The organism is Geodermatophilus sp. SYSU D00525 (genome assembly GCF_054050475.1).
The window spans coordinates 30,589-56,228 of sequence record NZ_JBJGZK010000006.1; the positions used below are offsets into that span (position 1 = coordinate 30,589).

The 25,640-nt window shown below is 74.2% G+C and carries 21 protein-coding genes; 15 read left to right on the plus strand and 6 right to left on the minus strand.

The genetic code is table 11. From position 1 onward, the window contains the following. Nucleotides 1-187: 187 nt before the first annotated feature. The 6 genes from ftsZ (at nucleotide 188) to ACI796_RS07125 (ending at nucleotide 5,088) form a co-directional block, all read left to right on the plus strand. Nucleotides 188-1,468: a cell division protein FtsZ gene (gene ftsZ / locus ACI796_RS07100; protein WP_456940531.1), complete on the plus strand. Its 1,281-nt coding sequence runs from the start codon at nucleotides 188-190 to the stop codon at nucleotides 1,466-1,468. A gap of 89 nt (nucleotides 1,469-1,557) precedes the next feature. After that, nucleotides 1,558-2,259 (plus strand): peptidoglycan editing factor PgeF, encoded by a 702-nt coding sequence (gene pgeF, locus ACI796_RS07105; protein WP_456940532.1) that lies wholly within the window; start codon nucleotides 1,558-1,560, stop codon nucleotides 2,257-2,259. A gap of 29 nt (nucleotides 2,260-2,288) precedes the next feature. Further along, nucleotides 2,289-3,038, plus strand: coding sequence for a YggS family pyridoxal phosphate-dependent enzyme (locus ACI796_RS07110; RefSeq protein WP_456940533.1), 750 nt, complete (start codon nucleotides 2,289-2,291; stop codon nucleotides 3,036-3,038). Beyond that, entirely contained in the window at nucleotides 3,038-3,934 is an 897-nt protein-coding gene (locus ACI796_RS07115; protein ID WP_456940534.1) for a cell division protein SepF, read from the plus strand. The genes ACI796_RS07110 and ACI796_RS07115 overlap by 1 nt, the downstream gene beginning before the upstream one ends. Before the next feature lie 71 nt (nucleotides 3,935-4,005). Continuing rightward, nucleotides 4,006-4,302, plus strand: coding sequence for a YggT family protein (locus tag ACI796_RS07120; RefSeq protein ID WP_073422422.1), 297 nt, complete (start codon nucleotides 4,006-4,008; stop codon nucleotides 4,300-4,302). Between the two features lie 60 nt (nucleotides 4,303-4,362). Next, nucleotides 4,363-5,088, plus strand: coding sequence for a DivIVA domain-containing protein (locus tag ACI796_RS07125; RefSeq protein WP_456940535.1), 726 nt, complete (start codon nucleotides 4,363-4,365; stop codon nucleotides 5,086-5,088). 198 nt (nucleotides 5,089-5,286) lie between these two features. Here ACI796_RS07125 and ACI796_RS07130 read toward each other — a convergent pair whose 3' ends face one another. The 3 genes from ACI796_RS07130 to ACI796_RS07140 form a co-directional block, all read right to left on the minus strand. Then, nucleotides 5,287-6,210, minus strand: a complete 924-nt coding sequence (locus tag ACI796_RS07130) for a carbohydrate ABC transporter permease (protein ID WP_456940536.1) — start codon at nucleotides 6,208-6,210, stop codon at nucleotides 5,287-5,289. Beyond that, nucleotides 6,207-7,196 carry a carbohydrate ABC transporter permease gene (locus ACI796_RS07135; RefSeq protein WP_456940537.1) on the minus strand — a complete coding sequence of 330 codons (990 nt, stop codon included), beginning with the start codon at nucleotides 7,194-7,196 and terminating at the stop codon, nucleotides 6,207-6,209. The genes ACI796_RS07130 and ACI796_RS07135 overlap by 4 nt, the downstream gene beginning before the upstream one ends. A gap of 120 nt (nucleotides 7,197-7,316) precedes the next feature. Further along, entirely contained in the window at nucleotides 7,317-8,687 is a 1,371-nt protein-coding gene (locus ACI796_RS07140; protein ID WP_456940538.1) for an ABC transporter substrate-binding protein, read from the minus strand. A gap of 316 nt (nucleotides 8,688-9,003) precedes the next feature. Between ACI796_RS07140 and ACI796_RS07145 the strand changes: the two genes are divergently transcribed. Both ACI796_RS07145 and ACI796_RS07150 read left to right on the plus strand, forming a co-directional pair. Next, nucleotides 9,004-10,125 carry an ABC transporter ATP-binding protein gene (locus ACI796_RS07145; protein ID WP_456940539.1) on the plus strand — a complete coding sequence of 374 codons (1,122 nt, stop codon included), beginning with the start codon at nucleotides 9,004-9,006 and terminating at the stop codon, nucleotides 10,123-10,125. Between the two features lie 27 nt (nucleotides 10,126-10,152). Then, on the plus strand, nucleotides 10,153-10,848 hold the full coding sequence (locus ACI796_RS07150; protein ID WP_456940540.1) for a hypothetical protein: 696 nt from the start codon (nucleotides 10,153-10,155) through the stop codon (nucleotides 10,846-10,848). A 24-nt stretch (nucleotides 10,849-10,872) separates the two neighbouring features. Here the strand turns inward: ACI796_RS07150 and ileS are convergent, their stop codons facing one another. Beyond that, the gene (gene ileS, locus ACI796_RS07155) at nucleotides 10,873-14,028 is read right to left on the minus strand and encodes an isoleucine--tRNA ligase (RefSeq protein ID WP_456940541.1); all 3,156 of its coding nucleotides are present in this window, start codon (nucleotides 14,026-14,028) and stop codon (nucleotides 10,873-10,875) included. 96 nt (nucleotides 14,029-14,124) lie between these two features. Here ileS and ACI796_RS07160 point away from each other — a divergent pair, with 96 nt between their 5' ends. Beyond that, the gene (locus tag ACI796_RS07160; RefSeq protein WP_456940542.1) at nucleotides 14,125-15,636 is read left to right on the plus strand and encodes a potassium/proton antiporter; all 1,512 of its coding nucleotides are present in this window, start codon (nucleotides 14,125-14,127) and stop codon (nucleotides 15,634-15,636) included. Nucleotides 15,637-15,705: 69 nt separating this feature from the next. On the opposite strand, the gene mqo is transcribed toward ACI796_RS07160, so the two are convergent. Continuing rightward, nucleotides 15,706-17,199, minus strand: a complete 1,494-nt coding sequence (mqo, locus tag ACI796_RS07165) for a malate dehydrogenase (quinone) (protein WP_456940543.1) — start codon at nucleotides 17,197-17,199, stop codon at nucleotides 15,706-15,708. A 298-nt stretch (nucleotides 17,200-17,497) separates the two neighbouring features. On the opposite strand from mqo, the gene lspA reads away from it, so the two are divergent. The 6 genes from lspA (at nucleotide 17,498) to ACI796_RS07195 (ending at nucleotide 24,724) form a co-directional block, all read left to right on the plus strand. Next, nucleotides 17,498-18,052 carry a signal peptidase II gene (lspA, locus tag ACI796_RS07170; RefSeq protein WP_456940544.1) on the plus strand — a complete coding sequence of 185 codons (555 nt, stop codon included), beginning with the start codon at nucleotides 17,498-17,500 and terminating at the stop codon, nucleotides 18,050-18,052. Nucleotides 18,053-18,069: 17 nt separating this feature from the next. After that, the gene (locus ACI796_RS07175; RefSeq protein ID WP_456940545.1) at nucleotides 18,070-19,005 is read left to right on the plus strand and encodes an RluA family pseudouridine synthase; all 936 of its coding nucleotides are present in this window, start codon (nucleotides 18,070-18,072) and stop codon (nucleotides 19,003-19,005) included. A gap of 7 nt (nucleotides 19,006-19,012) precedes the next feature. Beyond that, complete coding sequence (locus ACI796_RS07180) at nucleotides 19,013-19,822, plus strand: CPBP family intramembrane glutamic endopeptidase (protein WP_456940546.1); 810 nt, start codon at nucleotides 19,013-19,015, stop codon at nucleotides 19,820-19,822. Further along, nucleotides 19,819-20,250 carry a GNAT family N-acetyltransferase gene (locus ACI796_RS07185; protein ID WP_456940547.1) on the plus strand — a complete coding sequence of 144 codons (432 nt, stop codon included), beginning with the start codon at nucleotides 19,819-19,821 and terminating at the stop codon, nucleotides 20,248-20,250. Before ACI796_RS07180 ends, ACI796_RS07185 begins: the two co-directional genes overlap by 4 nt. Nucleotides 20,251-20,462: 212 nt before the next feature. After that, nucleotides 20,463-24,041, plus strand: a complete 3,579-nt coding sequence (dnaE, locus tag ACI796_RS07190; RefSeq protein WP_456940548.1) for a DNA polymerase III subunit alpha — start codon at nucleotides 20,463-20,465, stop codon at nucleotides 24,039-24,041. A gap of 50 nt (nucleotides 24,042-24,091) precedes the next feature. Beyond that, complete coding sequence (locus ACI796_RS07195; RefSeq protein WP_456940549.1) at nucleotides 24,092-24,724, plus strand: DUF2567 domain-containing protein; 633 nt, start codon at nucleotides 24,092-24,094, stop codon at nucleotides 24,722-24,724. Between the two features lie 68 nt (nucleotides 24,725-24,792). Here the strand turns inward: ACI796_RS07195 and ACI796_RS07200 are convergent, their stop codons facing one another. Then, nucleotides 24,793-25,638 (minus strand): LON peptidase substrate-binding domain-containing protein, encoded by an 846-nt coding sequence (locus ACI796_RS07200; protein WP_456940550.1) that lies wholly within the window; start codon nucleotides 25,636-25,638, stop codon nucleotides 24,793-24,795. Nucleotides 25,639-25,640 lie beyond the last annotated feature (2 nt).

The window sequence follows — 25,640 nt, forward strand, 5'->3', positions numbered from 1 at the left end:
ACCGACCGTGGTGCAGTTGTGACACCGGGGTCGCCAGGTGACGGTGGGGTGTCGACGTGGCGACACGCCGGGCCGGGGAGGGTGCTTGTAGGGCCCGACGCGGCCCACCTAACTTCGTCCGCGTCGACCCAGTTGACATAACACTAAGTCTGTACTTGAGGATGAGGGTCGAGGTCGGGAGCCCCACATGACACCTCCGCACAACTACCTCGCGGTCATCAAGGTCGTCGGCATCGGCGGCGGCGGTGTGAACGCGGTCAACCGGATGATCGAGGTCGGTCTGAAGGGGGTGGAGTTCATCGCCATCAACACCGACGCCCAGGCGCTGCTGATGAGCGACGCCGACGTCAAGCTCGACGTCGGCCGCGAGCTCACCCGCGGCCTCGGCGCCGGCGCGCAGCCCGACGTCGGCCGCCAGGCCGCCGAGGACCACCGCGAGGAGATCGAGGAGGTGCTCAAGGGCGCCGACATGGTCTTCGTGACCGCCGGCGAGGGCGGCGGCACCGGCACCGGCGGCGCCCCCGTCGTGGCCTCGATCGCCCGCAAGCTCGGCGCGCTCACCATCGGCGTGGTCACCCGGCCGTTCTCCTTCGAGGGCAAGCGCCGCGCGGTCCAGGCCGAGTCCGGGATCGAGGAGCTGCGCAACGAGTGCGACACGCTCATCGTCATCCCCAACGACCGGCTGCTGCAGCTCGGCGACCGCAACGTCAGCGTGATGGACGCCTTCCGCACCGCCGACCAGGTGCTGCTCTCCGGTGTCCAGGGCATCACCGACCTGATCACCACCCCCGGCCTGATCAACCTCGACTTCGCCGACGTCAAGTCCGTCATGTCCGGCGCCGGCTCGGCCCTCATGGGCATCGGCAGCGCCCGCGGTGACAACCGCGCGCTGCTGGCCGCCGAGCAGGCGATCGCCAGCCCGCTCCTGGAGGCCTCGATGGAGGGCGCCCACGGCGTCCTGCTGTCGATCTCCGGCGGCTCGGACCTCGGCCTGTTCGAGATCAACGAGGCCGCCTCGCTGGTGTCGGACGCCGCGCACGCCGACGCCAACATCATCTTCGGTGCGGTCATCGACGACGCCCTGGGCGACGAGGTCCGCGTGACCGTCATCGCCGCGGGCTTCGACGGCGGCCGGCCCTCCGCCCGCAAGGACGCGGCCGTCGCGGCCGCTCCCGCGTCGGCCCCGGCGGCCCCGCCCGCGCCGAGCCGCTTCGGCGGCAGCCCGCCGCCGGTGGCCCCGGCCGCGCCGCGCGCGACGGGGGAGCGCCTGGTCCCGCCGGCGCCCGTGGCCGCCCCGGCGCCGGTCAGCCCGGCGCCGGTCCGCCCGGCCCCGCCGGCCGGCGGCGGGATCACCGTCCCGCCGCTGCCGCCGGTGCAGAACGGCGCGGCGGCCGCCGCGGGCCGCCGGCCGCTGGGCAACGAGGACTTCGAGGAGGAGCTCGACATCCCGGAGTTCCTCCGCCAGTGACGGAGGGCTCCGACTCCTCGGCCCCCTCGCCGGGGCCCGCCGCGAGCACGCGGGCGGTGGGGGGCGAGGGGGTCCTGCGTCCGCCGGCGGTGCGCCCCCGACGGGTGGTCACCGACCGGCGGGGCGGCCGCTCGCGTGCGCCCTACGACTCCTTCAACCTCGGCGGCCACGTCGGCGACGACCCGGCCGACGTCGCCGCCAACCGGGAGCGGCTCGCCCGCGAGCTCGGCGTGCCCGGCGACCGGCTGGTGTGGATGGACCAGGTCCACGGCACCGGCGTCGCGGTCGTCGACGGCCCGGCCGGGCGGCCGCTGCCGGCGACCGACGCCCTGGTGACCCGCACCCCCGGCCTGGTGCTGTGCGTGCTGGTCGCCGACTGCGTGCCGGTGCTGCTGGCCGACCCGGTCGCCGGCGTGGTCGCCGCCGTCCACGCCGGCCGGGAGGGGGTCCGGCAGGGCGTCGTCCCGGCCACCCTGGCGGCCATGGCCCGGCTGGGCAGCCGCCCGGCCGACACCACCGCGCTGCTCGGTCCGGCCGTCTGCGGCGCCTGCTACGAGGTCCCCCGGGAGATGCAGGCCCAGGTGGCCCGGGTGGCGCCCGCGGCCACCGTCCGCACCCGGACGGGCACGCCCGGGCTCGACCTGCGCGCCGGGCTCGCCGAGCTGCTCGGCCGCGCGGGCCTGGCCCAGGTGGTGCACGACCCGCGCTGCACCGTCGAGGACCGGCGGCTGTTCAGCCACCGCCGCGACGGCGTCACCGGCCGCCAGGCCGGCGTCACGTGGCTCGGCTAGCGGCCACGCCCGCGCGGGAGGATCACTCCATGACCTCCCCGGCCGACCGCCTGCGCGCCGTCCGCGAGCGCATCGCCGCCGCCGCCCGCGCCGCCGGGCGCGACCCCGGCTCGGTGGCGCTGGTGGCCATCAGCAAGACGCGGACGGCCGGCGACGTCCGCGAGCTCGCCGCGCTCGGCCAGGCGGCGTTCGGCGAGAACCGCGCGCAGGAGCTCACGGCCAAGGTGGCGGACCTCGCCGACCTGCCGCTGGAGTGGCACTTCGTCGGCCAGCTGCAGCGCAACAAGGCCGCTGCCGTCGTCCGCACCGGCGCCGTCGTCCACTCCGTCGACCGGCTGCCGCTGGCCCGGGCGCTGGCCCGGGCGGGGGAGGAGGCCGGCCGGCCGGTCGAGGTCTTCGTGCAGGTGGACCTCGGCGGCGCGGCGGGGGAGATCGCCGAGCGCGGCGGTGCGGCACCGGACGACGTCCCGGCCCTCGCCGACGCCGTCGCGACCCTGCCCGGACTGCGGCTGCGCGGCCTCATGGCCGTCGCCCCGCGGGACGAGGAGCCCCGCCCCGCCTTCGCCCGGCTGGCCGCCCTCGCCGGCCGCGTGCGGGCCGACCACCCCGGCGCCGCGGAGCTGTCCGCCGGCATGAGCGGCGACCTCGAGGAGGCCGTCGCGGCCGGCGCCACGCTCGTGCGTGTCGGAACCGCGCTGTTCGGCCCCCGGCCCCTACATTCGCCCCGAGTCACACCAGTCACAGGGGTCCCACCGGGGTCCCCGGAGGAGGTCGTCTGATGGCCGGTGCCATGCGGAAGATGGGCATCTACCTCGGACTCGTCGAGGACGACGACGCCCGCGCCTACGGACGCTACGACGCCCGCCAGTCCGACCCCCACGACCGGTACGACGAGGGCCGCTACGACGAGGGGCGCTACGACGACGGGCGGTACGACGAGGGGCGCTACGACGACGCCCGCTACGACTCCGGGCGGCTGGACGCCGGGCGGCTCGACGCCGGCCGGTACGACTCGGGCCGCTACGACGAGCGCCGCTACGACCGGTTCGACGACTCCTACGCCGGCGACCGCGCCGACGAGGGCCGCCGTCCCGCCGGTGACCGGCTCGACGGCGACCGCTTCGACGACCGCCACGCCGGCGACCGTGCCGACGAGGACCGCCCCGGCCCCCGTGTCGCCGCCGCGGCGCCCGCGTCCGAGCCCGCCCCCCTCCGCCGCGCGGGCGCGACCCGCCTCGGCCTCGCCCAGCAGCCGCCGTCGGCCCCCGCCGCGACCCCGGCCGCCGCGTCGGGCCCGGCCCGGCTGGGCTCGGTGAGCGGCGGGGCCGGGAGCGCGGCCGCCGGCCTGGCCGCCCGCGAGCCGGTCGCCGCGCCGGAGCCGGCGCCCGCGCCGCAGCCCTACCGGATCACCGCGCTGCACCCGAAGACCTACAACGAGGCCCGCGCCATCGGCGAGGCGTTCCGCGAGGGCAGCCCGGTCATCATGAACCTGACCGAGCTCGACCACGCCGACGCGCGGCGACTGGTGGACTTCGCGGCGGGACTCGTGTTCGGTCTGCGCGGTAGCATCGAGCCCGTCACGGCCAAGGTGTTCCTGCTCAGCCCGCGGGACGTCGACGTGACGGCCGAGGACAAGGCCAGGATCCGCGAGGGCGGGTCCTTCCCCGAGTCCTGAGCCGTCGCGGCCGGGGCGCTGGAGGGCAGGTTGGAGACGGCACCGCAGGTGCCCCGGGACGAGCGAGGACAGTGGCTCTCTTCTGGCAGATCGTGTCGTCGATCCTGCTCGTCTTCCTGATCCTGCTGTTCGCGCGTTTCGTCGTGGACTGGGTGATGGTGCTGGCGCGCAGCTGGCGCCCGTCCGGCTTCGTCGCCGCGGGCCTGGAGGTCGTGTACGCGACCACCGACCCGCCGCTCAAGGCGATCCGGAAGGTGATCCCGCCGCTGAACCTGGGGTCCATCCGCCTGGACCTCGCGTTCATGGTCTTATTGATCGCCGTCTACATCCTGCGGAGCATCACGTCCGGTCTCGCCCTCACCGCGTGACCGACGTGCGCGCGCACCGCGCGTGACCCCGCAGACCCCGTATCCGCCGTCCGACCCGAGGTGAGCCCCTTGCCACTCACGCCAGCCGACGTGCACAACGTCGTCTTCAAGAAGCCGCCGATCGGTAAGCGTGGCTACGACGAGGACGAGGTCGACGCGTTCCTCGACGTGGTGGAGGCCGAGCTCGCCCGCCTCATCGAGGAGAACAACGAGCTGCGCGCGGGCTCGGGCACCGGCCGGGTCGCCGCCCAGCCGGTCGCCCCGGAGCCGGCCCCGGCTCCCGCCCCCGTCCCGCCGCCGGCGGCGCGCGAGGACGACACCACCCGCGCGTCCCGGATGCTGGCGCTGGCGTCCGAGACCGCCGACCGCTACGTCAACGAGGCCAAGGCCCAGGCCGACCAGATGGTCAACGGCGCCAAGACCCAGAGCGACCGGCTGGTCGCCGAGGCCCGCGCCAAGAGCGAGCAGATGGTCAACGAGGCGCGGCAACGCGCCGAGTCGATGGTCAACGACGCCCGCACCCGCGCCGACACGATGGAGCGCGAGGCGCGCGCCAAGGCCGCCGCCCTCGACCAGGACGCCGAGCGCCGGCACCGCGAGGTCATGGGCCCCCTCGAGGAGAAGCGGCAGAACCTCGAGCGCAAGATCGAGGAGCTGCGGACCTTCGAGCGCGAGTACCGCACCCGCTTCCGCTCCTACCTCGAGTCGCACCTGCGCGACCTCGACGCCCGCGGCTCCGCCGAGCCGTCGTCGGCCAGCCGGCAGACGCAGCACGCGACCGCCTAGCAGCGGCTCCTGCACAGGGCCCCCGGACCACCGGTCCGGGGGCCCTGTCGCGTCGTGGGGCCCGTCACCGGGGGGACCGGCCGGGGGAGGCCACAGACCCGGCAGACGCACAGGCCCGGCAGACGCACGGGGCCCCCGGACGTCGTGTCCGGGGGCCCCGTGGCGCACCCTCGCCCCCGCGTCCGCGGGGGCCCGGCGTCAGCCCTTGACGCTGCCCGCCAGCAGGCCCCGCACGAAGTAGCGCTGCAGGCCCAGGAACACCGCCAGCGGCAGCACGATGGAGACGAACGCCCCCGCCGCGAGCAAGTACCAGTCCGAGCCGCGCGTGCCGGCCAGCTCGGCCACCCGCACGGTCAGCGGCACGACGTCGGGCGCGCCGCCGGCGAAGGTCAGCGCGACCAGCAGGTCGTTCCACACCCACAGGAACTGGAACACGGCGAACGCCGCGATGGCCGGGGTGAGCAGCGGCAGCAGCACCTGGAAGAAGATCTTCACGTGGCCGGCGCCGTCCATCCGGGCGGCCTCGACCAGCGAGGCGGGGATCTCCTTCATGAAGTTGTGCAGCAGGAAGACCGCCAGCGGCAGCGCGAAGATCGAGTGCGACAGCCAGATGGTCCAGAAGGAGCCGGCCAGCCCGGTGTCGACGTAGAGGCTCAGCAGCGGGATCAGCGTCACCTGGATCGGCACGACCTGCAGGGCGAAGACGGCGACGAACAGGACGTTGCGCCCCCGGAACGGGATCCACGCGAACGCGTACGCCGCCAGCAGCGCCAGCGAGATCGGGATGACGACCGCCGGCAGCGTGATCACCAGCGAGTTGACGAACAGCGAGGCGAAGTTCGTCCCGCCGCCGTAGAGGACCTCGTTGTAGTTGTCGACGGTGAACTGCGGGTCGGTGAACACCGTCCACCAGCCCGAGCGGCGGATGTCGAGCTCCGGCCGGAAGGAGGTGATGAGCAGGCCGAGGGTCGGCACCGTCCACAGCACCGCGATGACCAGCGCGATGACCGACGCCGCGGGGGAGCTGAGCTTGGTCCGGGCGGTGACCGCGCGGCGCTCGGCCCGGGTGAGCCGGCTCTCGTCGGGCGGGACGGGCGCCATCACCGGGGTCGTCGTGGTCATCGGATCTCCTCGGCGAGACGCAGCTGGCGGACGTTGTACGCGATGATCGGGATGACCAGCACGAACAGCAGGACGGCGAGGGCCGCGCCGAGACCGACGTTGAACTGGCGGAAGGCCTGCGTGTAGAACTCGTTGGCCACGACGCTGGTGCCGAACTGGCCACCGGTCATCGTCCGCACCACGTCGAAGACCTTGAGCGTCACGATCGCGACCGTCGTCAGCACCACGACCAGGGCCGGCCGGATGCTGGGCACGGTGACGTAGCGGAACAGCTGGAAGCCACCGACGCCGTCGAGGCGGGCGGCCTCGACGATGTCGTCGGGGATGGCCTTGATGGCCGCCGACAGCACCGTCATGGCGAAGCCGGCCTGGATCCAGATCATCACGACGATCAGGTAGAAGGTGTTCGACGGCGCGTCGAGCAGGAACTGCTGCGGCTCGAACCCGAGCAGCACCAGCAGCTGGTTGAGCAGGCCGATCTGGTTCACGCCGGGCTGGTCGGGGCGGTACTCGTAGACGAACTTCCAGATGACGCCGGCGCCGACCATCGAGATGGCCATCGGCAGGAACACCAGCGCCTTGGCCAGGCCCTCGAAGCGCGTGCGGTCGACCAGGTAGGCGTAGACCAGGCCGAGGCCGGTGGTCACCAGGGGGACGAGGACGACCCACAGGAGGGTGTTGAGCAGGACGGTCTGGAAGTTGTCCTCGGTGAAGACCGTGACGTAGTTGTCCAGGCCGACGAACTCCGAGCCGTCCCGGCTGTAGAACGACCCGCGGATGGTGTCGAGGGCGGGGTAGACCAGGCCCACCGCGAGCAGCAGGAGCGTCGGTCCGACGAAGCCGGCCGCGACGACCCAGTTCGGGATCCGCCGGGGCCGGTCGACGGCGAACAGGACGGCCGCCATCACGGCGGTGAACAGGAGGATGGCGACCACCATCAGGGCGAGCTTGTGCCCCGTGGTGCTCGCGTCGAGGAACCACTGCACGGCTGACGACCTCTCTCCGGCAACGGAAGGCCGGGGGGACCCCAGCGTCGGCTGCGGTCCCCCCGGTCTCCAGGGATGGTGCGGCGTCCCGTCAGCCGGCGGCTGCCGGGACCACGGTGATCAGGCCGTCGGCCAGGCGTTCTCGACGTCGGTGAGGACCTGCTGGGTCGGCTTGTCGGTCGCGATCCAGTTGGTCAGCTCGGTCCACAGCGCACCGGCGCCGATCTCACCGGGCATCAGGTCCGACCCGTCGAAGCGGAAGACGGCGTCCGGGTTCTGGAACTGCTCGGCGGCCAGCTGGTCGATGGGGGAGACCAGGTTCTCGACGTCGAGGCCGGTGTTGGCGCTGACCCAGCCGGGCCCGGAGACCTGGGCCTTGACGTTGGCCCAGTCCGCCGAGGACAGGTAGGTCTGGAACGCCTGGGTCGCCGGGTCGTCGTTGAAGGCCGCGGTGAACTCGCCACCGCCGAGCACGGGGGCGGCACCCTCGCCCTCGATGGGCGGCAGCGGGAAGGCGAAGACGTCGCCGTCCTCGGCGACCTCGGTGCCCTCGGGCCAGTTGGCCTGGTAGAAGGACGCCTGGCGGTGCATCCAGCAGCTGCCGTCGAGGATGGGCAGGCCCGCGTCACCGAACTCGGTGGAGGCGATGGACTGCACCTCGCCGAGGCCGCCGTTCACGTAGTCGGCGTTCTTCAGGATCCCGCCGACGGTGTCGAGCGCCTGGACGATCTGCGGGTCGTCGAAGGGGATCTCGTGCGCGACCCACTGGTCGTAGACGTCGGGACCCGCGGTGCGCAGGACGACGTCCTCCAGCCAGTCGGTGGCCGGCCAGCCGGTGGCGTCACCGGAGCCGATGCCGGCGCACCACGGCTTGGCGCCGGAGGCGGCGATCTCGTCGGAGAGCGCGACCATCTCGTCCCAGGTGGTCGGGACCTCGTAGCCGGCGTCCTCGAACGCCGACGGCGAGTACCAGACGAAGGACTTGGCGTTGGCGCCCAGCGGAGCCGCGTAGAAGGTGCCGTCGACGGTGCCGTAGGCCTTCCAGCTCTCGTCCCAGTACTCGTCGACGTTGGCCTCGACCTGCTCGGGGGCCGGGACGACGGCGCCGGTGCCGGCGAGCGTCGCCAGCAGGCCCGGCTGCGGGATGAAGGCGATGTCGGGGGCGTTGCCGCTCTGGACGCGGACGACGAGCTGCGCCTCGAACTCGCGCGAGCCCTCGTACTGCACGTCGATGCCCGTGCACTCCTCGAACGGCACGTAGGAGTCGATCTGGGGCTGGTCCTCGGGGTCGACGATCGAGGTGTAGACGCTGACCGTCTCGCCCTCGAGGTCGCCGAACTCCTCGTACGGGGCGCAGTCGATGGTCAGGTCGGAGGCCTCGGCGGTCCCGCCGCCGCCCCCGCTGGTCTCGCTGGCGCCGCAGCCGGCGAGCACCAGTGCCACGCCCAGGCCGCCGGCCAGCGCGCCCTTGCGCCGGCCTGTCGCGCGCATCGTCATGTACGTCCCTCCGGTTCCCCGCGGTCGTCGACCGCGGCGTGTGGTCACGTGCGAACGGGCCGGTCAGGTGCCGGCCCGTCTGGTACGCCGGGGGACCATAACCTCGCGGCCGACGCCGTCCCGTCACGGTGCCGAAACCGTTATGCAACGCCTGCCCCGTCCGGGGGAGTGACGGGTCCGCAGGTCACGGGCGGGTCACGGCCGGCGGCCCGGACGGGTGCCGCCCGGGCGGGGCGCTGGTCCCCGCGAACGCTGCGTGTCACAGTGTGCGCGCTCTGCACCGGCGCAGAAGGGGAGCTGAAGGAACGCCATGGCCGCCATCACCTACGACCGGGCCACGCTCGTGTACCCGGGGGCGACCCGCCCGTCGGTCGACGCCCTCGACCTGTCCATCGCCGACGGCGAGTTCCTCGTGCTCGTCGGCCCGTCGGGCTGCGGCAAGTCCACGTCCCTGCGGATGCTCGCCGGCCTGGAGAACGTGACCGAGGGGTCGATCCGCATCGGCGACCGGGACGTCACGCACCTCCCGCCCAAGGAGCGGGACATCGCGATGGTCTTCCAGAACTACGCGCTGTACCCGCACATGACGGTGGCCGACAACATGGCCTTCGCGCTCAAGATCGCCGGGATGGCGAAGGAGGAGCGGCTGGCCCGCGTGCGGGAGGCGGCCCGGCTGCTCGACCTCGAGCAGTACCTCGACCGCAAGCCCAAGGCGCTCTCGGGCGGGCAGCGGCAGCGGGTGGCCATGGGCCGGGCGATCGTCCGCGACCCGCAGGTGTTCCTCATGGACGAGCCGCTGTCGAACCTCGACGCCAAGCTCCGCGTGCAGACCCGCACCGAGATCGCCGCGCTGCAGCGCCGGCTCGGCACGACGACGGTCTACGTGACCCACGACCAGGTCGAGGCCATGACCATGGGGGACCGGGTCGCGGTCCTCAAGGAGGGCGTCCTCCAGCAGGTGGACACCCCGCGCGCCCTCTACGACCGGCCGGTCAACGAGTTCGTCGCCGGGTTCATCGGCTCCCCGGCCATGAACCTCGTCACCGTGCCGCTGCGCGAGGGCGGCGCCGTCCTCGGTGGCCACCCGGTGCCGCTCTCGCGCTCGGTGCTCGACGCCCTCGCCCAGGACGGGAAGGGGACCGCCACCCTCGGCTTCCGGCCCGAGGCGGTCCAGTTCGTCGGCGCGGGGGAGGGGTTCGCGGTCGAGGTCCAGGTGGTGGAGGAGCTCGGCTCGGACGCCTTCGCCTACGGACGGCTCCAGGCCGGGGCCGGGGTGGAGGGCGCGGAGGTGACCGAGCGGCCCCTGGTGCTGCGGGCCGACGCGCGCCGGCCCCCGGCGAAGGGCGAGGTCGTGCACGTGGCCATCCGTCCGGGCGAGGCGCACGTCTTCTCCGCCCTGACCGGACGGCGGATCGGCCATGCCGGGGACTGACCGGCGCCCGGCGCCCGGGGGCGGCCGGTGATCGTCGCCGCGGCACTGCTGGTCCTCGCCGGCCTGGGGCTGTTCGTCGCCGGCGTGCTGACCGCCGTCACCGCCTGGTACTGGGCCTGCGTGGGCGCCTGCGCCCTGGCCGCGGTCCTGCTGGTGGTCGCCCGGCTGCGCGCCCCCGTCAGCAGCGGCACCCCGGCCACCGGCCGGGGTGCCGCTGACCGCGCCGACACCCCGGGCCGGACGCAGGCCGCGCGCACGGGGTCCTCGACGGAGGAGCCCGCGCGCCGGGACCCCGCGCCCGGGGAGCCCGTGCGCGAGGAGCCCGTGCGCGAGGAGCCCGGACCCGTGGAGCCGGCCCGCGCCGGGCGGCACGAGGCCCCCGACCCGGCCGGCGAGCGACCCGCCGAGGCGCCCGCGCAGACCCCGGCGCAGCCCGCCCGGGCCGCGGCGGCCGGCGTGCCGCTGGGCGGCGGGGACCCCCCGGAGGAGGACGTCGAGGTCACCGACCTGCTCATCGTCGTGGACCTGACCGACGAGGTGCTCGTCGTCGACGAGCACCCCCGCTACCACCTGGCCGACTGCTCCTGGCTGGCCGGCCGGGAGACGATCCCGCTGCCGGTCGACGAGGCGCGCACCGACGGGTTCACCCCGTGCGCGGTCTGCGGGCCGGACGCCCACCTGGCCACCGTCGAGCGCGCCCGCCGGGCCGCCCGCCGCGGCTGACCGCGCGGGCGGCCCGGCGGCGGGTCAGGCCCGGGCGAGCCAGAAGCGGGAGCCGTTCGGCCCCTCGACGCCGGGACCCTCGCCCGCGGTGCCCGCGTGGACGGCGGTCGCGAGGACCTCGCCGGCCAGCTGCTCGCCGGACCCGGTGAGCGCCTCGGCCATCGGGCCGTCGGCGGTCCACCACAGCTCGATCCGGTCGCTGACCGCCAGGCCCGCGTTCTTGCGGGCCTCCTGCACCAGCCGCACCGCCTCGCGGACCAGCCCGGCCCGCTCCAGCTCCGGCGTGAGCGTGAGGTCCAGCGCCACGGTCAGCCCGGCGGCGCTGGCCACCGTCCAGCCCTCGCGCGGGGTCTCGGTGACCACCAGGTCGCCCTCGGCCAGCGGCACCGCCTCGCCGTCGACGTCGACCGACGCCGTCCCGGCCCGGTAGGCCGCGACCAGGGCGGCCGGGTCGGCCGCGGCGACGGCCTTCGCCACCGCCTGCACCTGCTTGCCCAGCCGCCGCCCGACCGCGCGGAAGTCGACCTTGACGCTGACGTCGACCAGGTCGCCGCCCACCGCCGCCAGCTCGTCGAGCGCGGCCACGTTGAGCTCGTCGGCGACCTCGGCCACCAGGTCGCGGCCCATCGCGGCCCACCCGGGCGCGGCGACCAGCGCCCGGGCCAGCGGCTGGCGGGTGCGCACCTTCGCCGAGGTCCGCGCCGCCCGGCCCAGCTCCACCAGCCGGCGCACCAGGTCGACCTGGGCCACCAGCTGCGGGTCGCGGGCGTCCTCGTCGACGGCCGGCCAGGAGGCCAGGTGCACCGAGTCGGGGGCGTCGTCGCCCTCGCCGGGGACGAGGCCCGGCCGCACGACCCGCGTCCACACCTCCTCGGTGACGAACGGGGTGAACGGCGCCATGAGCCGGGTCAGCCCGTCGAGCACCTCGTGCAGCGTGCCCAGCGCCGAGGGGTCGCCGTCCCAGAACCGGCGCCGCGAGCGGCGGACGTACCAGTTGGACAGGTCGTCGACGAACTGCGCGAGCAGCCGCCCGGCGCCCTGGGTGTCGAAGGCCTCGAGCGCGTCGGTGACGCCCTCGGTGACCGCGGCCAGCTGGGCGAGCGCCCACCGGTCCAGCAGCGGTCGCTCGGCCCGCGGCGGCGCGGGGGAGGCGGCCGGCTCCCAGCCGTTGGTCTCGGCGTACAGGGTGAGGAAGCTGGCGGTGTTCCAGTAGGTCAGCAGGACCTTGCGGACCACCTCGGACAGCGTCTCGTGCCCGACCCGCCGCGCCGACCACGGCGAGCCGCCGGCCAGCATGAACCAGCGGACGGCGTCGGCACCGTGCCGGTCCATGAGCGGGATCGGCTCGAGGATGTTGCCCAGGTGCTTGCTCATCTTGCGGCCGTCCTCGGCGAGGATGTGGCCCAGGCACAGCACGTGCTCGTAGGAGTTCTTGCCGAACACCAGGGTGCCGACGGCCATGAGCGAGTAGAACCAGCCGCGGGTCTGGTCGATCGCCTCGCAGATGAACTGCGCCGGGTAGGCCGCCTCGAACTGCTCCTCGTCCCGGTGCGGCGCGCCCCACTGCGCGAACGGCATCGAGCCGGAGTCGTACCAGGCGTCGATGACCTGCGGCACGCGCCGGTAGGTGCCCTCCTCGCCGGGGCGGGTGAAGGTCACCTCGTCGATGTAGGGGCGGTGCGGGTCCAGGTCGGACAGGTCGCGGCCGGCCAGCTCCGACAGCTCCGCGAGGGAGCCGACGACGACCGTGCGGGACGGGTCCGCGTCGTTGCGCCAGATCGGCAGCGGGGTGCCCCAGTACCGGTCGCGGGACAGCGCCCAGTCGACGTTGTTGTTCAGCCAGTCGCCGTAGCGGCCCCACTGGATGGTCTCGGGGTGCCAGTGGGTCTTCTCGTTCTCGGCGAGCAGCCGGTCCTTGACCGCGCTGGTGCGGATGTACCAGGACGGCTGGGCGTAGTACATGAGCGGCGTGTGGCAGCGCCAGCAGTGCGGGTAGCTGTGCTCGTAGCGCTGCTCGCGCCACAGGACCCCGCGCTGCTGCAGGTCGACGACGAGGGCGTCGTCGGCGGCCTTGAAGAAGTGCCCGCCGACCAGCGGCACCTCGGGCAGGAAGTGGCCGGAGGCGTCGATCGGGTTGACCACCGGCAGGCCGTAGGCGCGGCTGACGGCGAGGTCGTCGGCGCCGAACGCGGGGGACTGGTGGACCAGGCCGGTGCCGTCGTCGGTGGTGACGTAGTCGGCCAGGACGACGTAGTGCGTGTCCTCGCCCTCGGGGAAGTCGACCAGCTCGAACGGCCGCCGGTAGTGGGTGCGCTCCCAGTCGCGACCGGTGGTGCGGGCCAGCACCTCCACGTCGTCGGTGTCGCCGAAGACCGCGCCCAGCAGCGGCTCGGCGACGACGAGGGTGTCCTCGCCGCGGCGCGCCACCAGGTACGTGACGTCGGGGTTGACGGCGACGGCGGTGTTCGACGGCAGCGTCCACGGCGTCGTCGTCCAGACGAGCAGGTCGGCCTTCCCGGCCCACTCGCCGTCGGTGACCGGCAGCCGCACGTACACCGAGGGGTCGGTGATCGACTCGTAGCCCTGGGCGACCTCGTGGTCGGACAGGCCGGTGCCGCAGCGCGGGCAGTACGGGGCGACGCGGTGGTCCTCGACCAGCAGGCCCTTGTCGAAGACCTGCTTGAGCGACCACCACACGCTCTCGATGTAGGAGGGGTCCATCGTCCAGTAGGCGGTGGACATGTCGACCCAGTAGCCCATGCGGCGGGTGAGGTCGCTGAACGCGTCGACGTGCCGCATGACCGACTCGCGGCAGCGGGCGTTGAACTCGGCGATGCCGTACCGCTCGATGTCGGGCTTGCCGGCGAAGCCGAGCTCCTGCTCGACGGCGATCTCGACCGGCAGGCCGTGGCAGTCCCAGCCGGCGCGGCGGGGCACGTGCCAGCCCTGCATCGTCTTGAAGCGGGGGAAGACGTCCTTGAACGCGCGGGCCTCGATGTGGTGGGTGCCCGGGCGGCCGTTGGCGGTGGGCGGGCCCTCGTAGAAGACCCACTGCGGACGGCCCTGCGAGGCCTCCAGCGACCGGGCGAAGACGTCGGCGTCCTCCCAGCGGCGCAGCACGTCCTGCTCGAGCGCGGGCAGGTCGACCTGGGGCGGCAGCGCACGGAACGGAGAGTTCACCGCTCCATTGTCCCCGACCCGTCGAGCCCGTCCGCGTGCAGGCGCGGCGGGCCGGACGCGGTCGTACGGGAGACTGGCCGCCATGGGCGGCGGGCGGTGAACACCACGGTCACCTTCGCCCTCGCCGTCGGGGCGCTGGTCGTGCTGGTGGCCGCCGTCGCCCTGCGGCTCGCCGACCGCCTCGGCCTGCCCAGCCTGCTGCTCTACCTGGCCCTCGGCGTGGCGCTGGGCGAGAGCGGCCTCGGGGTCCAGTTCGAGGACTACCGGCTCACGCACACGCTGGCGTACGCCGCACTCCTCGTCATCCTCGCCGAGGGAGGCCTGACGACGCGGTGGGCCGACGTCCGTCGAGCGGTCGGACCCGGGGTCTCGCTGTCCACCGTCGGTGTGGCGGTCAGCGTGGGCCTGACCGCGGCCATCGGGGTCGTGGTCCTGGGCTTCGACTGGGGCTTCGCCCTCCTGCTGGCCGCGGTCATCAGCTCGACCGACGCCGCCGCCGTCTTCGCGACCCTGCGGCGGCTGCCCCTCCCGCGCCGGGTGGCCGCCTCCCTCGAGGCCGAGAGCGGCCTCAACGACGCCCCGGTCATCCTGCTCGTGACCGTGCTGGCCGAGTCGCTCGCGGGGGCGGCGACGCAACCGTGGTGGCTGGTCGGCCTGGTGGTGGTGCTCGAGCTCATCGGAGGCGCCGTCATCGGGGTCGGGATCGGCTTCGGGGGTGCGGCGCTGCTGCGCCGGGTGGCGCTCTCCGTGGCCGGGTTCTACCCACTGGCGACACTGGCGCTCTGCGTGCTCGCGTACTCGTCGGCGTCGCTGGCGCACACCTCCGGCTTCGTCGCGGTCTACCTGTGCGGTCTGGTGCTGGGCAACGCCGCGCTGCCGCACCGGGCGGCGAGCATCGGGTTCGCCGAGGGCATGGCCTCCCTCGCCCAGATCGGCCTGTTCGTGCTGCTCGGTCTCCTCGTCTCCCCGGGCCGGCTGCCCGAGGCCGTGGGACCGGCGCTCGTGGTGGGCGGCGCGCTGCTGTTGGTCGCCCGGCCCCTGTCGGTGGTGGCCAGCCTGGTGTGGTTCCGCTTCCCGTGGGCGCAGCAGGCGTTCATCTCCTGGGCCGGCCTGCGCGGAGCGGTGCCGATCGTGGCGGCGATCATCCCGCTGACCGCGGAGGTCCCGAGGGCGACGACCGTCTTCGACACCGTCTTCGTGCTGGTCGTCGTCTTCACCCTCGTGCAGGGGTGGTCGCTGCCGTGGGTGGCGCGGCGCCTGCGGATCGCCACACCGGTCACCCCCCGTGACGTGCAGGTCGAGGCGGCACCGCTGGAGGAGCTGGACGCGGAGATGATGCAGCTGACCGTGCCCGAGGGCTCGCGGCTGCACGGCGTCTACCTGCCCGAGCTGCGGCTGCCCGAGGACGCCGCGGTGGTGCTCATCGTCCGCGACGGCCGCTCGTTCGTGCCGGACGCGACCACCCGGCTCATGCGTGGTGACCAGGCGCTGCTGGTGTCGGCCCGCCGGTCCCGCCCGGAGGCCGAGCGCCGGCTGCGGGCGGTCAGCCGCGCCGGCCGGCTGGCCACCTGGCGCGGCGAGCGAGGCGCCGCGACCGAGTCCGACTAGCCGGGCGAGCACACGGCGGACGCCCCCTCGCCGGGGCGGAGGGGGCGTCCGCCGTGTGGTCGGGGGACCTCAGCCGTTGAGCTCGAGGGTCTGCATCGTCTCCGCGCGGACGGCCTGCAGCAGGGCCGGGTCGGAGGAGAGGTCGCGGCCGTAGGAGGGGATCGCCTCCTCGAGCGCGGCGCGGCGCGCGGCCACCCGGTCGGGGAAGGCCCGCTCGACCAGCGTGAGCATCGCCGAGACCGCCGTCGAGGCGCCGGGGGAGGCACCCAGCAGGCCGGCGATCGAGCCGTCGGCGCCCACGATCAGCTCGGTGCCGAACTGCAGCACGCCCTTGCCGCTCTTCGGGTCCCGCTTGATGACCTGCACCCGCTGGCCGGCGGTGATCATCTCCCAGTCGGCCTGCTCGGCCAGGGGCACGAACTCCGTCAGCGTGCGGTGCCGGGCCTTGCGCGACTGCAGCAGCTCGGTGACCAGGTACTTCGTCAGCGCCATCTCGGTGCGGGCCACGCCCAGCATCGAGCCGAGGTTGTTCGGCTTCACCGACAGCGGCAGGTCGAACATCGAGCCGGCCTTGAGGAACTTCGGCGACCAGCCGGCGTAGGGGCCGAACAGCAGCGAGAACTCGCCGTCGACCAGGCGCAGGTCCAGGTGCGGCACCGACATCGGCGGCGCGCCGACGGCGGCCTGGCCGTAGACCTTGGCCTGGTGCTTGCTGACCAGCTCGGGGGAGCGGGTGCGCAGGAACATGCCGCTGACCGGGAAGCCGCCGAAGCCGCGGATCTCGGGGACCGCCGCCTTCTGCAGCAGCGGCAGCGCGCCGCCGCCCGCGCCCACGAAGACGAACCGGGCGCGCACCGTGCGCTCCTCGCCGTCCCGCCTGTCGGTGACCGTGACGTTCCAGCGGCCGTCGTCGCGCTTCTCCAGGCCGGTGACCCGCTGGCCGGTGTGCACCTGAACACCGCGGGCCTCGCCCTGCTCGAGCAGCAGCCGGGTCAGCGCGCCGAAGTTGACGTCGGTGCCGGCGACGGAGCGGGTCGCGGCGACGACCTGCGCGGGGTCGCGGCCGTCCATGACCAGCGGCACCCACCGCGCCAGCTCGGCGGGGTCGTCGGTGTACTCGAGCCCGGCGAACAGCGGCTCGGCCGACAGTGCCGCGTGGCGGTCGCGCATGTAGCTGCGTCCGCCCTCCCCGGTCACGAAGCTGACGTGCGGGACGGGGGAGATGAAGTCCTTGGGCGAGCCGGTCAGGCCGCTGCGCACCAGGTGCGACCAGAACTGGCGCGACACCTGGAACTGCTCGTTGATGAGGCGGGCCTTGGCGGTGTCGACCCGGCCGTCGGGCCCCGCGGGCGTGTAGTTCAGCTCGCACAGCGCCGCGTGCCCGGTGCCGGCGTTGTTCCACGCGTCCGAGCTCTCGCCCGCCACCGCGTCCGCGGACTCGAAGACGGTGATGCTCCACTCCGGCGCGACGACACCGAGCAGCGACGCCAGGGTCGCGCTCATGATGCCCCCGCCGACGAGCACCACATCGGGGTCGGTGGCTGAACCGAGGTCGGTGGACACGACTGCCTTCCTGCCGGGTGGACGTGCGCCATCTCCGACGATCGGCCGAACGGCGCGCTGGGACGCCCTCGACGGGGTGTGAGATTCGTCTACCCGTCCGTGAGGTGCCTCACCATCGCGGCGGGGGTGCGGCCGCGCGGCGGGCCGGGAGGCACGGGCACCGAGGCTATCGTCGGCTCGTCGGCCGCCCTCGTGCGGCCACCCGCCGACCGCCGCGAGCACGAGGAGCCCCCCGCTGAGCGAGCGACCCGAGGACCCCGCGGAGGCCCCCGCTGCGGCCGCTCCGGACGACGCCGCCGTGGACGACGCCGCCCCGGTGCCGGCCCGGCGGCCGCGCACGCGGCTGCTGCTCCTGCTCGCCGCGGTGGTCTTCCTCGCCGACCTCGGCAGCAAGCTGCTCGTCGTCGCCACGATCGACCGCGGCGAGAACCTCCGGCTGCTCGGCGGGGCGCTGTACCTCACGCACGCGCGCAACACCGGCGCCGCCTTCTCCTTCGCCGAGGGCTTCACCGTCGTCTTCACGCTGATCGCGGTCGCCGTCGCGGTGGTCATCGTGCGGACGGCGCGGCGGCTGTACTCGGCCGGCTGGGCGGTCGCGCTGGGCCTGGTCCTCGGCGGCGCGCTGGGCAACCTGGTCGACCGCGTGTTCCGCGAGCCGGGGTTCCTGCGCGGCGGCGTCGTCGACTTCCTGTCGGTGTTCGCGCCGAACGGCGAGGTGTACCCGATCTTCAACCTGGCCGACTCCGCGATCGTCTGCGGCGGGCTGCTCGGGGCGTACCTCGCCCTGCGCGGCGTCGAGTTCGACGGCACCCGCACCCGCGACCGCGGCGACGGCGCGGTGTCCCGCGGCTGACCTGTCACGATGGCTTCGTGAGCGCTCCCGGTCAGCACCGCGCCCTCCCGGTGCCCGACGGCCTGGAGGGCCAGCGGGTGGACCAGGCGCTGGCGCGGCTGTTCGGGCTCTCCCGCGCGGTCGCCGCCGACCTCGCCGACGCCGACAAGGTGTGGGTCGACGGCCGGGTGCGCGGCAAGGGCGACCGGCTCACCGGCGGCAGCTGGCTGGAGGTCGAGCTGCCCCCGCCGCCGGGCGAGGCGCCCCCGCCCGAGCCGGTGCCCGGCCTGACCGTCGTCCACGACGACGACGACGTGGTGGTCGTGGACAAGCCGGTCGGTGTCGCGGCGCACCCGAGCCCCGGCTGGGAGGGGCCGACCGTCGTCGGCGGGCTGGCCGCGGCCGGCTACCGCATCTCCACCTCCGGCGCCCCGGAGCGGCAGGGCGTGGTGCACCGCCTCGACGCCGCGACGACGGGGCTGATGGTGGTCGCCAAGAGCGAGCGCGCCTACACGCTGCTCAAGGCGGCGTTCAAGGAGCGGACGGTCGACAAGGGCTACCACGCGCTGGTGCAGGGCCACCCCGACCCGTCGCGCGGCACCATCGACGCGCCGATCGACCGGCACCCGCGGCACGACTGGAAGTTCGCCGTCGTCTCCGGTGGGCGCCCGTCGGTCACCCACTACGAGGTCATCGAGGCCTTCCCGGCCGCCAGCCTGGTCGACGTCCACCTCGAGACCGGCCGCACCCACCAGATCCGGGTGCACTTCTCGGCGCTGCGCCACCCGTGCGTCGGCGACACGACCTACGGCGCCGACCCGACGCTGGCCGCCCGCCTCGGGGTGGCCCGGCAGTGGCTGCACGCGGTGCGGCTGGGCTTCGCGCACCCCGCCGACGGGCACTGGGCCGAGTTCACCAGCGACTACCCGGACGACCTCGCGGGGGCGCTGGCCGTCCTGCGCGCCGAGTCCTGACCCTCCCGTGACCGGCCTCCCCACCTCCCTCGCCGACTGGGGCCCGGCCGCGCTGTCGGCCGTGGTCGTCGGGGTCTACCTCGTCGTCGGCGAGCCGCTGGTCGGGCACGTGCTGCACCGCCGCTTCGAGGGCCGGCTGCGCACCGACCCGGCCGCCCGGCGCTCCTTCTACCGGCGGCTGCTGGTCCTGGAGTGGGGGCTGGCGGCCCTCGCCCTGGTCATCTGGCTGGCCGCGCCGGACGTCGGCGCCGCGGCGGTCGGGCTGGCCTGGCCCACCGGCCTGCCGGGGCCGGTCACCGGCGCGGCCGCGCTGCTGGTCCTGGTGCTGGCGCTGGTCTCGGTCCGGGCCATCCGCGGTGGGGCGCTGGCCCGCGCGGGCACGCCGCCCGAGGCGTCCACCCAGGGGCGGCACGCCGAGCCGCCGGTGCACGCCACCCTGGCGCTGCTGCCGCGCAGCCGGTCCGAGCGGCGGCTGTTCACCGCCGTCGGGGTGACCGCGGGGGTGTGCGAGGAGTGGCTGTACCGCGGGTTCTTCCTGGCCGTGGTGGCCGCGGTGGGCGGCGGCCTGCCGCAGGCGGTGCTGGTCGCCGTCGCGGCCGTGGCCTTCGGCCTGGCGCACGCCTACCAGGGGGTGGGCGGGGTCGTGCTCACCGGCGTCCTCGGCGGGGTGTTCGCCGCGCTGTACCTGGAGACCGGGTCGCTGCTGCTGCCGGTGCTGCTGCACGCCGCGGTCGACCTGCGGTTCCTGCTCGTGCCGTCGTCGGCGCTGCCCGAGGTGTTGCCCGCGCCGCGCGCTCCCGGCGGGGCGCCCGCGTGAGCGCCGCGACGGCCGCCGTCGCCACCGCCGCCGACTGGCCGGAGGTGGTCGCGGTGCGCACCCGGGTCTTCGTCGAGGAGCAGGGCGTGCCGCCGGAGGTCGAGCGGGACGCCGCCGACGCCACCGCCGTCCACGCGGTCAGCCGTGACGACGCCGGGCGCGTGGTCGCCACCGGGCGGCTGCTCGAGCGCGACGGGCGGGGCGTGATCGGCCGCATGGCCGTCGACGCCGCCGCCCGCGGCGCCGGGCACGGCGCGGCGGTGCTCGCCGAGCTGCACCGGCAGGCGGCACTGCGCGGCCTGGCCGAGGTGGAGCTGCACGCGCAGGTCACCGCGCGCGGGTTCTACGAGCGGGCCGGCTACACCGCCGTCGGCGGGGAGTACGAGGAGGCCGGCATCCGGCACGTCACGATGCGCCGCCGACTGTGACGGGGTCGTCCCGCCGCGCCGAGACACGTCCTGTCAGACCCTCGGCGTAGACAGTCCCCGGTGCGAGGATCAGGGGACCGGCCCGGGCCTGCGTCGGTGCCCGGCCGGACCAGTCCCGAGCCCGCACCGCACCGCCCGGTCTTCCCCGCCGGTCGCCCGCCGGAGCACCCGACGGCCGGGCCAGCACGACCCGTGAGGAGCGCCGCAGCACCGTGAGCAGCCCAGGCCACCCGTCTGCAGGGACCGACTCGTTCGTGCACCTGCACGTCCACACCGAGTACTCGATGCTCGACGGGGCGGCGAAGCTGCCCGAGGTGACGAAGGCCGCGGCCGAGCAGGGCATGCCGGCGCTGGCCATGACCGACCACGGCAACGTCTTCGGCGCCTACGACTTCTACAAGCAGGCCAAGGCCGCCGGCGTGAAGCCGATCATCGGCATGGAGGGCTACTACACGCCCGGCTCGCGGTTCGACCGCGCGCCGTTCGACTTCGGCGACAACCTCATCGACGAGGACGGCGAGGGCGGGTCCTCGCGCGGCAAGGCCGCCTACACGCACATGACCCTGCTGGCCCGCACCACCGAGGGGATGCACAACCTCTTCCGCATCTCCTCGCTGGCCAGCCTCGAGGGCCAGTACCGCAAGCCGCGCTTCGACCGCGACCTGCTCGAGCGCTACGGGAAGGGCCTCATCGCGACGACGGGCTGCCCGTCCGGCGAGGTCAACATGTGGCTGCGCGCGGGCAAGCTCGACCGCGCGCGGCAGGCGGCCGCCGACTTCCAGGACATCTTCGGCAAGGAGAACTTCTACGCCGAGCTGATGGACCACGGCCTGTCCATCGAGCAGAAGACCCGCCCGCAGCTGCTGGAGATCGCCAAGGAGCTGGGCATCCCGCTGCTGGCCACCAACGACCTCCACTACACGCACAAGGAGGACGCCGAGGCCCACGACGCCCTGCTGTGCATCCAGACCGGGTCGCGGCTAAACGAGACCAACCGCTTCAAGTTCAACGGCGACGGCTACTACCTGAAGAGCGCCGCCGAGATGCGCGCGCTGTTCCCCGGTGACCTCACCGAGGCGTGCGACAACACGCTGCTGATCGCGGAGCAGTGCGAGGTCACCTTCACCGAGGGCGCCGACCTCATGCCGCGGTTCCCGCTGCCGCCGGGGGAGGACGAGACCTCCTGGTTCGTCAAGGAGGTCGAGCGGGGGCTGCACAAGCGCTACCCGAACGGCATCCCGGACCACGTGCGCAAGCAGGCCGACTACGAGGTCGGGATCATCACGCAGATGGGCTTCCCGGGGTACTTCCTCGTGGTCGCCGACTTCATCAACTGGGCCAAGGACAACGGCATCCGCGTCGGTCCCGGCCGCGGCTCGGCCGCCGGCTCGCTGGCCGCCTACGCCATGGGCATCACCGACCTCGACCCGCTGCAGCACGGGCTGATCTTCGAGCGGTTCCTCAACCCCGAGCGCGTCTCCATGCCCGACGTCGACATCGACTTCGACGACCGCCGCCGCGGCGAGGTCATCCAGTACGTCTCGCGGAAGTACGGCGAGGAGCGGGTCAGCCAGATCGTCACCTACGGCACCATCAAGGCCAAGGCCGCGATCAAGGACGCCGCCCGGGTTCTCGACCGGCCCTACTCGGTGGGCGACGAGCTGACCAAGCTCATGCCCCCGGACGTCATGGGCAAGGGCATCCCGCTGTCCGGCGTCTTCGACCCGGCCCACCCGCGCTACAAGGAGGCCGGGGAGTTCCGCGCCCGCTACGAGTCCGACCCGGGCGCGGCCGAGGTCGTCGACCAGGCGCGCAAGCTCGAGGGCCTGAAGCGGCAGTGGGGCGTGCACGCGGCCGGCGTCATCATCGGCCGCTACCCGCTGATCGACTCGATCCCGATCATGCGCCGGGAGAACGACGGCGCGATCATCACGCAGTTCGACTACCCGACCTGCGAGACGCTCGGCCTGCTGAAGATGGACTTCCTCGGCCTGCGCAACCTCACGGTCATCGACGACGCGCTGCGCAACATCGTCGCGAACGGCAAGGAGCCGATCGACCTCGACGAGATCAGCAAGGACCTCACCGACAAGGCCACCTACGACCTGCTGGCCCGCGGTGACACCCTCGGCGTCTTCCAGTTCGACGGCGGGCCGATGCGGTCGCTGCTGCGGCTCATGCGGCCGGACAACTTCGAGGACATCTCCGCCGTCGGCGCGCTCTACCGGCCCGGCCCGATGGGTGCGAACTCGCACACCAACTACGCGCTGCGCAAGAACGGCCAGCAGGAGATCACGCCCATCCACCCCGAGCTGGCCGAGCCGCTCGAGGACATCCTGGGCGGCACGTACGGCCTGATCGTGTACCAGGAGCAGGTCATGGCGATCGCGCAGAAGGTCGCCGGGTACTCGCTCGGCAAGGCCGACCTGCTGCGCCGCGCGATGGGCAAGAAGAAGAAGTCGGTCCTCGACGCCGAGTTCGTCGGCTTCGAGGCCGGCATGAAGGAGCGCGGCTACTCCGACGCCGCGATCAAGACGCTGTGGGACATCCTCGTCCCGTTCGCCGACTACGCGTTCAACAAGGCGCACTCGGCGGCCTACGGCCTGGTCTCGTACTGGACGGCCTACCTCAAGGCCAACTACCCGGCCGAGTACATGGCCGGGCTGCTCACCAGCGTCGGCGACGACAAGGACCGCCGGCCGGTGTACCTGGCCGAGTGCCGCCGGATGGGCATCAAGGTGCTCCCGCCGGACGTCAACGAGTCCTCCTGGGACTTCACCGCGGTCGGCACCGACATCCGCTTCGGCCTGGCGTCGGTGCGCAACGTCGGCACCAACGTCGTCGACTCGATCGTCCGGGCGCGCGAGGAGAAGGGCGCGTTCAAGGACTTCGCCGACTTCATGCGCAAGATCGACACGGTCGCCTGCAACAAGAAGGTGATCGAGTCCCTGGCCAAGGCCGGCGCCTTCGACTCCCTCGGCCACTCGCGGCAGGGCATCGCCGCCATCCACGCCCAGGCCGTCGACGCCGCCATGTCGCTCAAGCGCAAGGAGGCCGAGGGCCAGTTCGACCTGTTCGGCAGCTTCGGCGGCGGCGGCGACGGGGACGACCCGTTCGGCGGCGCGCTGGACATCGCCGTCCCGACGGCGGACTGGTCGAAGTCCGAGCGGCTGGTCTTCGAGCGCGACATGCTCGGCCTCTACGTCTCCGACCACCCGCTGCACGGCGTCGAGCACGTGCTCGCCGCCAACGCCGACACCCCGATCGCGGAGATCAACGCCGGCGGGGTCGAGGACGGCGCCAACGTCACGATCGCCGGCATCCTCACCTCGGTGCAGCCGCGCACCAACAAGCAGGGCGCGCCGTGGGCCATCGCCACGCTGGAGGACCTCGAGTCCGGCATCGAGGTGCTGTTCTTCCCGAAGACCTGGGCGGAGGTGTCGGAGAAGGTCGTCCGCGACCAGATCGTCGTGGTCAAGGGCCGGATCAGCCGCCGCGACGACCAGCCCTCGCTGTTCGGCTCCGAGGTGACCATCCCCGAGCTCACCGAGGGCCCCCGCGGCCCGGTGCTCGTGTCGATGGCCGCTGCCCGCTGCACCCCGCCGGTGGTCGAGCGGCTGCGCGAGGTGCTGGGCAGTCACCCGGGCACCACCGAGGTGCACCTCAAGCTGCTCAACAACGGGCGCGAGACGGTGCTGCGGCTGGACCAGGGGCTGCGGGTGCGGCCGAGCACGGCCCTGATGGGCGACATCAAGGCGCTGCTGGGGCCGACCAGCGTCGCCCTGCTGTGACCGGCACGCCCGGGAGCGGGCCGTCCGCTCCGCGGGGTTCACTGGGGGCCGTGAGCAGCCCGTCTCCGCTCCCGGACAGCCCATACGCCCCGCCCGCCGCGGTGGTCGGCGCCGGGCACCCCGCCGCGCCCGGCGCCGCGGCGCCCGCTGCCGTACCGGCCGCCCGGCCGGCCGGTGCCGCGGTGCTCGCGGAGCTGCGGCGGGACCTGCGCGGGGCGGCGGTGTGGGCCGCGCTGCTCGCGGTCGCCGGCATCCCGGCCGGCCTGCTGTGGGTCTGGCTCGCGCCGCGGGCCCGGTTCGAGGTGGTCGAGGGCGGCGCGGTGCCGGTCGGGCGCCCGTCGGCCGAGCTGCTGGTCGCCGACGACTCGGTGCTCGTGCTCGTCCTCGCCGGTCTCGGCCTGCTCGCCGGCGGCCTCGCGTGGGCGATGCGCCGCCGGCGGGGCGTGGCCACCGTGGTGGGCACCGCCGTCGGCACCGCGCTGGCCGGGGTCCTCGCCTGGCAGCTGGGGGAGCTGCTCGCGCCCGGGCCCACGCCGGCCCAGCTCGGCGACGTCGGCACCCGGGTGACCACCGGGCTGGAGCTGTCCAGCCCGCCGGCGCTGGCGGTGGCCCCGTTCGCCGCGCTGCTGGTCTACGTCGTCGCCGCGCTGTTCGCCGCCCGCGACGACCTCGGCCGGGGGTGACGTGCTGGAACGGCCCCCTGCAGGGTCCCGCCGCGAGCTCGCGAGCGGTGGGGGCAGGGGGTCCTCCGTCAGTTGAGGCTGGTCGGGCCGGCGAACTGCTGCAGCGGCGCCGGGACCGCCCCCACCGTCTCGAGCAGGGTCAGCTCCCGGCGCAGCATCCGCGTCTCGGCCACCAGCCGGCGGCGGGTCGCCGACTCGGCCAGCAGCGCCTGGCGGTCCTCGGTGGTCAGCAGCGCCGCCGAGGCCACCAGGTAGGACAGCGCGCGGGCGTCCCCGTCGACGACGTCGAGGAGCGCGTCGGCGCCGTCGAGGTCCTGCGCGTCACCGGCCACGGCGGTCTCCGCGCCGCCGGTCTGCAGGCTCGCCACGGCGCTCACGTAGCGGGTGAACAGCGAGCCCACCCCGCGCTCCAGCACGCCGAGCGAGCCGCGGGCCACCTCCGCCACCAGCCCCTCGTCCGGGCCCCCGCCGGCCGGCGCGGACCCGACCTCCTGGTCGCCGGCCGACTCCTCGGCGGCCTCCTCGTCGGCCAGCCACTCGACCTCGGCGCGCAGGTAGGGCGGCCCGTCCCCGTCCCCGTCCCCGCCGTCGTCCCCGCCGACCAGGACGTCGAGCAGCCGGAACCGGTCGCCGCCGACGGTGGTGATGCGGAACCCGCCGTCGGCCTGCGGCCGCACGGTCTGCAGGTGGGCGGTGCAGCCGACGTCGTAGAGCGCCTGGGCGGGGGAGACCCGTTCGACCTCCCAGCCCTGCCGGATCGCGACCACCCCGAAGAACCGGCCGTCGCCGTCCTCCGGCCGGGCCAGCAGGTCCCGCACCAGCGCCCGGTAGCGGGGCTCGAACACCTGCAGCGGCAGCACGATCCCGGGGAACAGCGGCGACCCGAGCGGGAACAGCGGGATGAGGTCGCCCACAC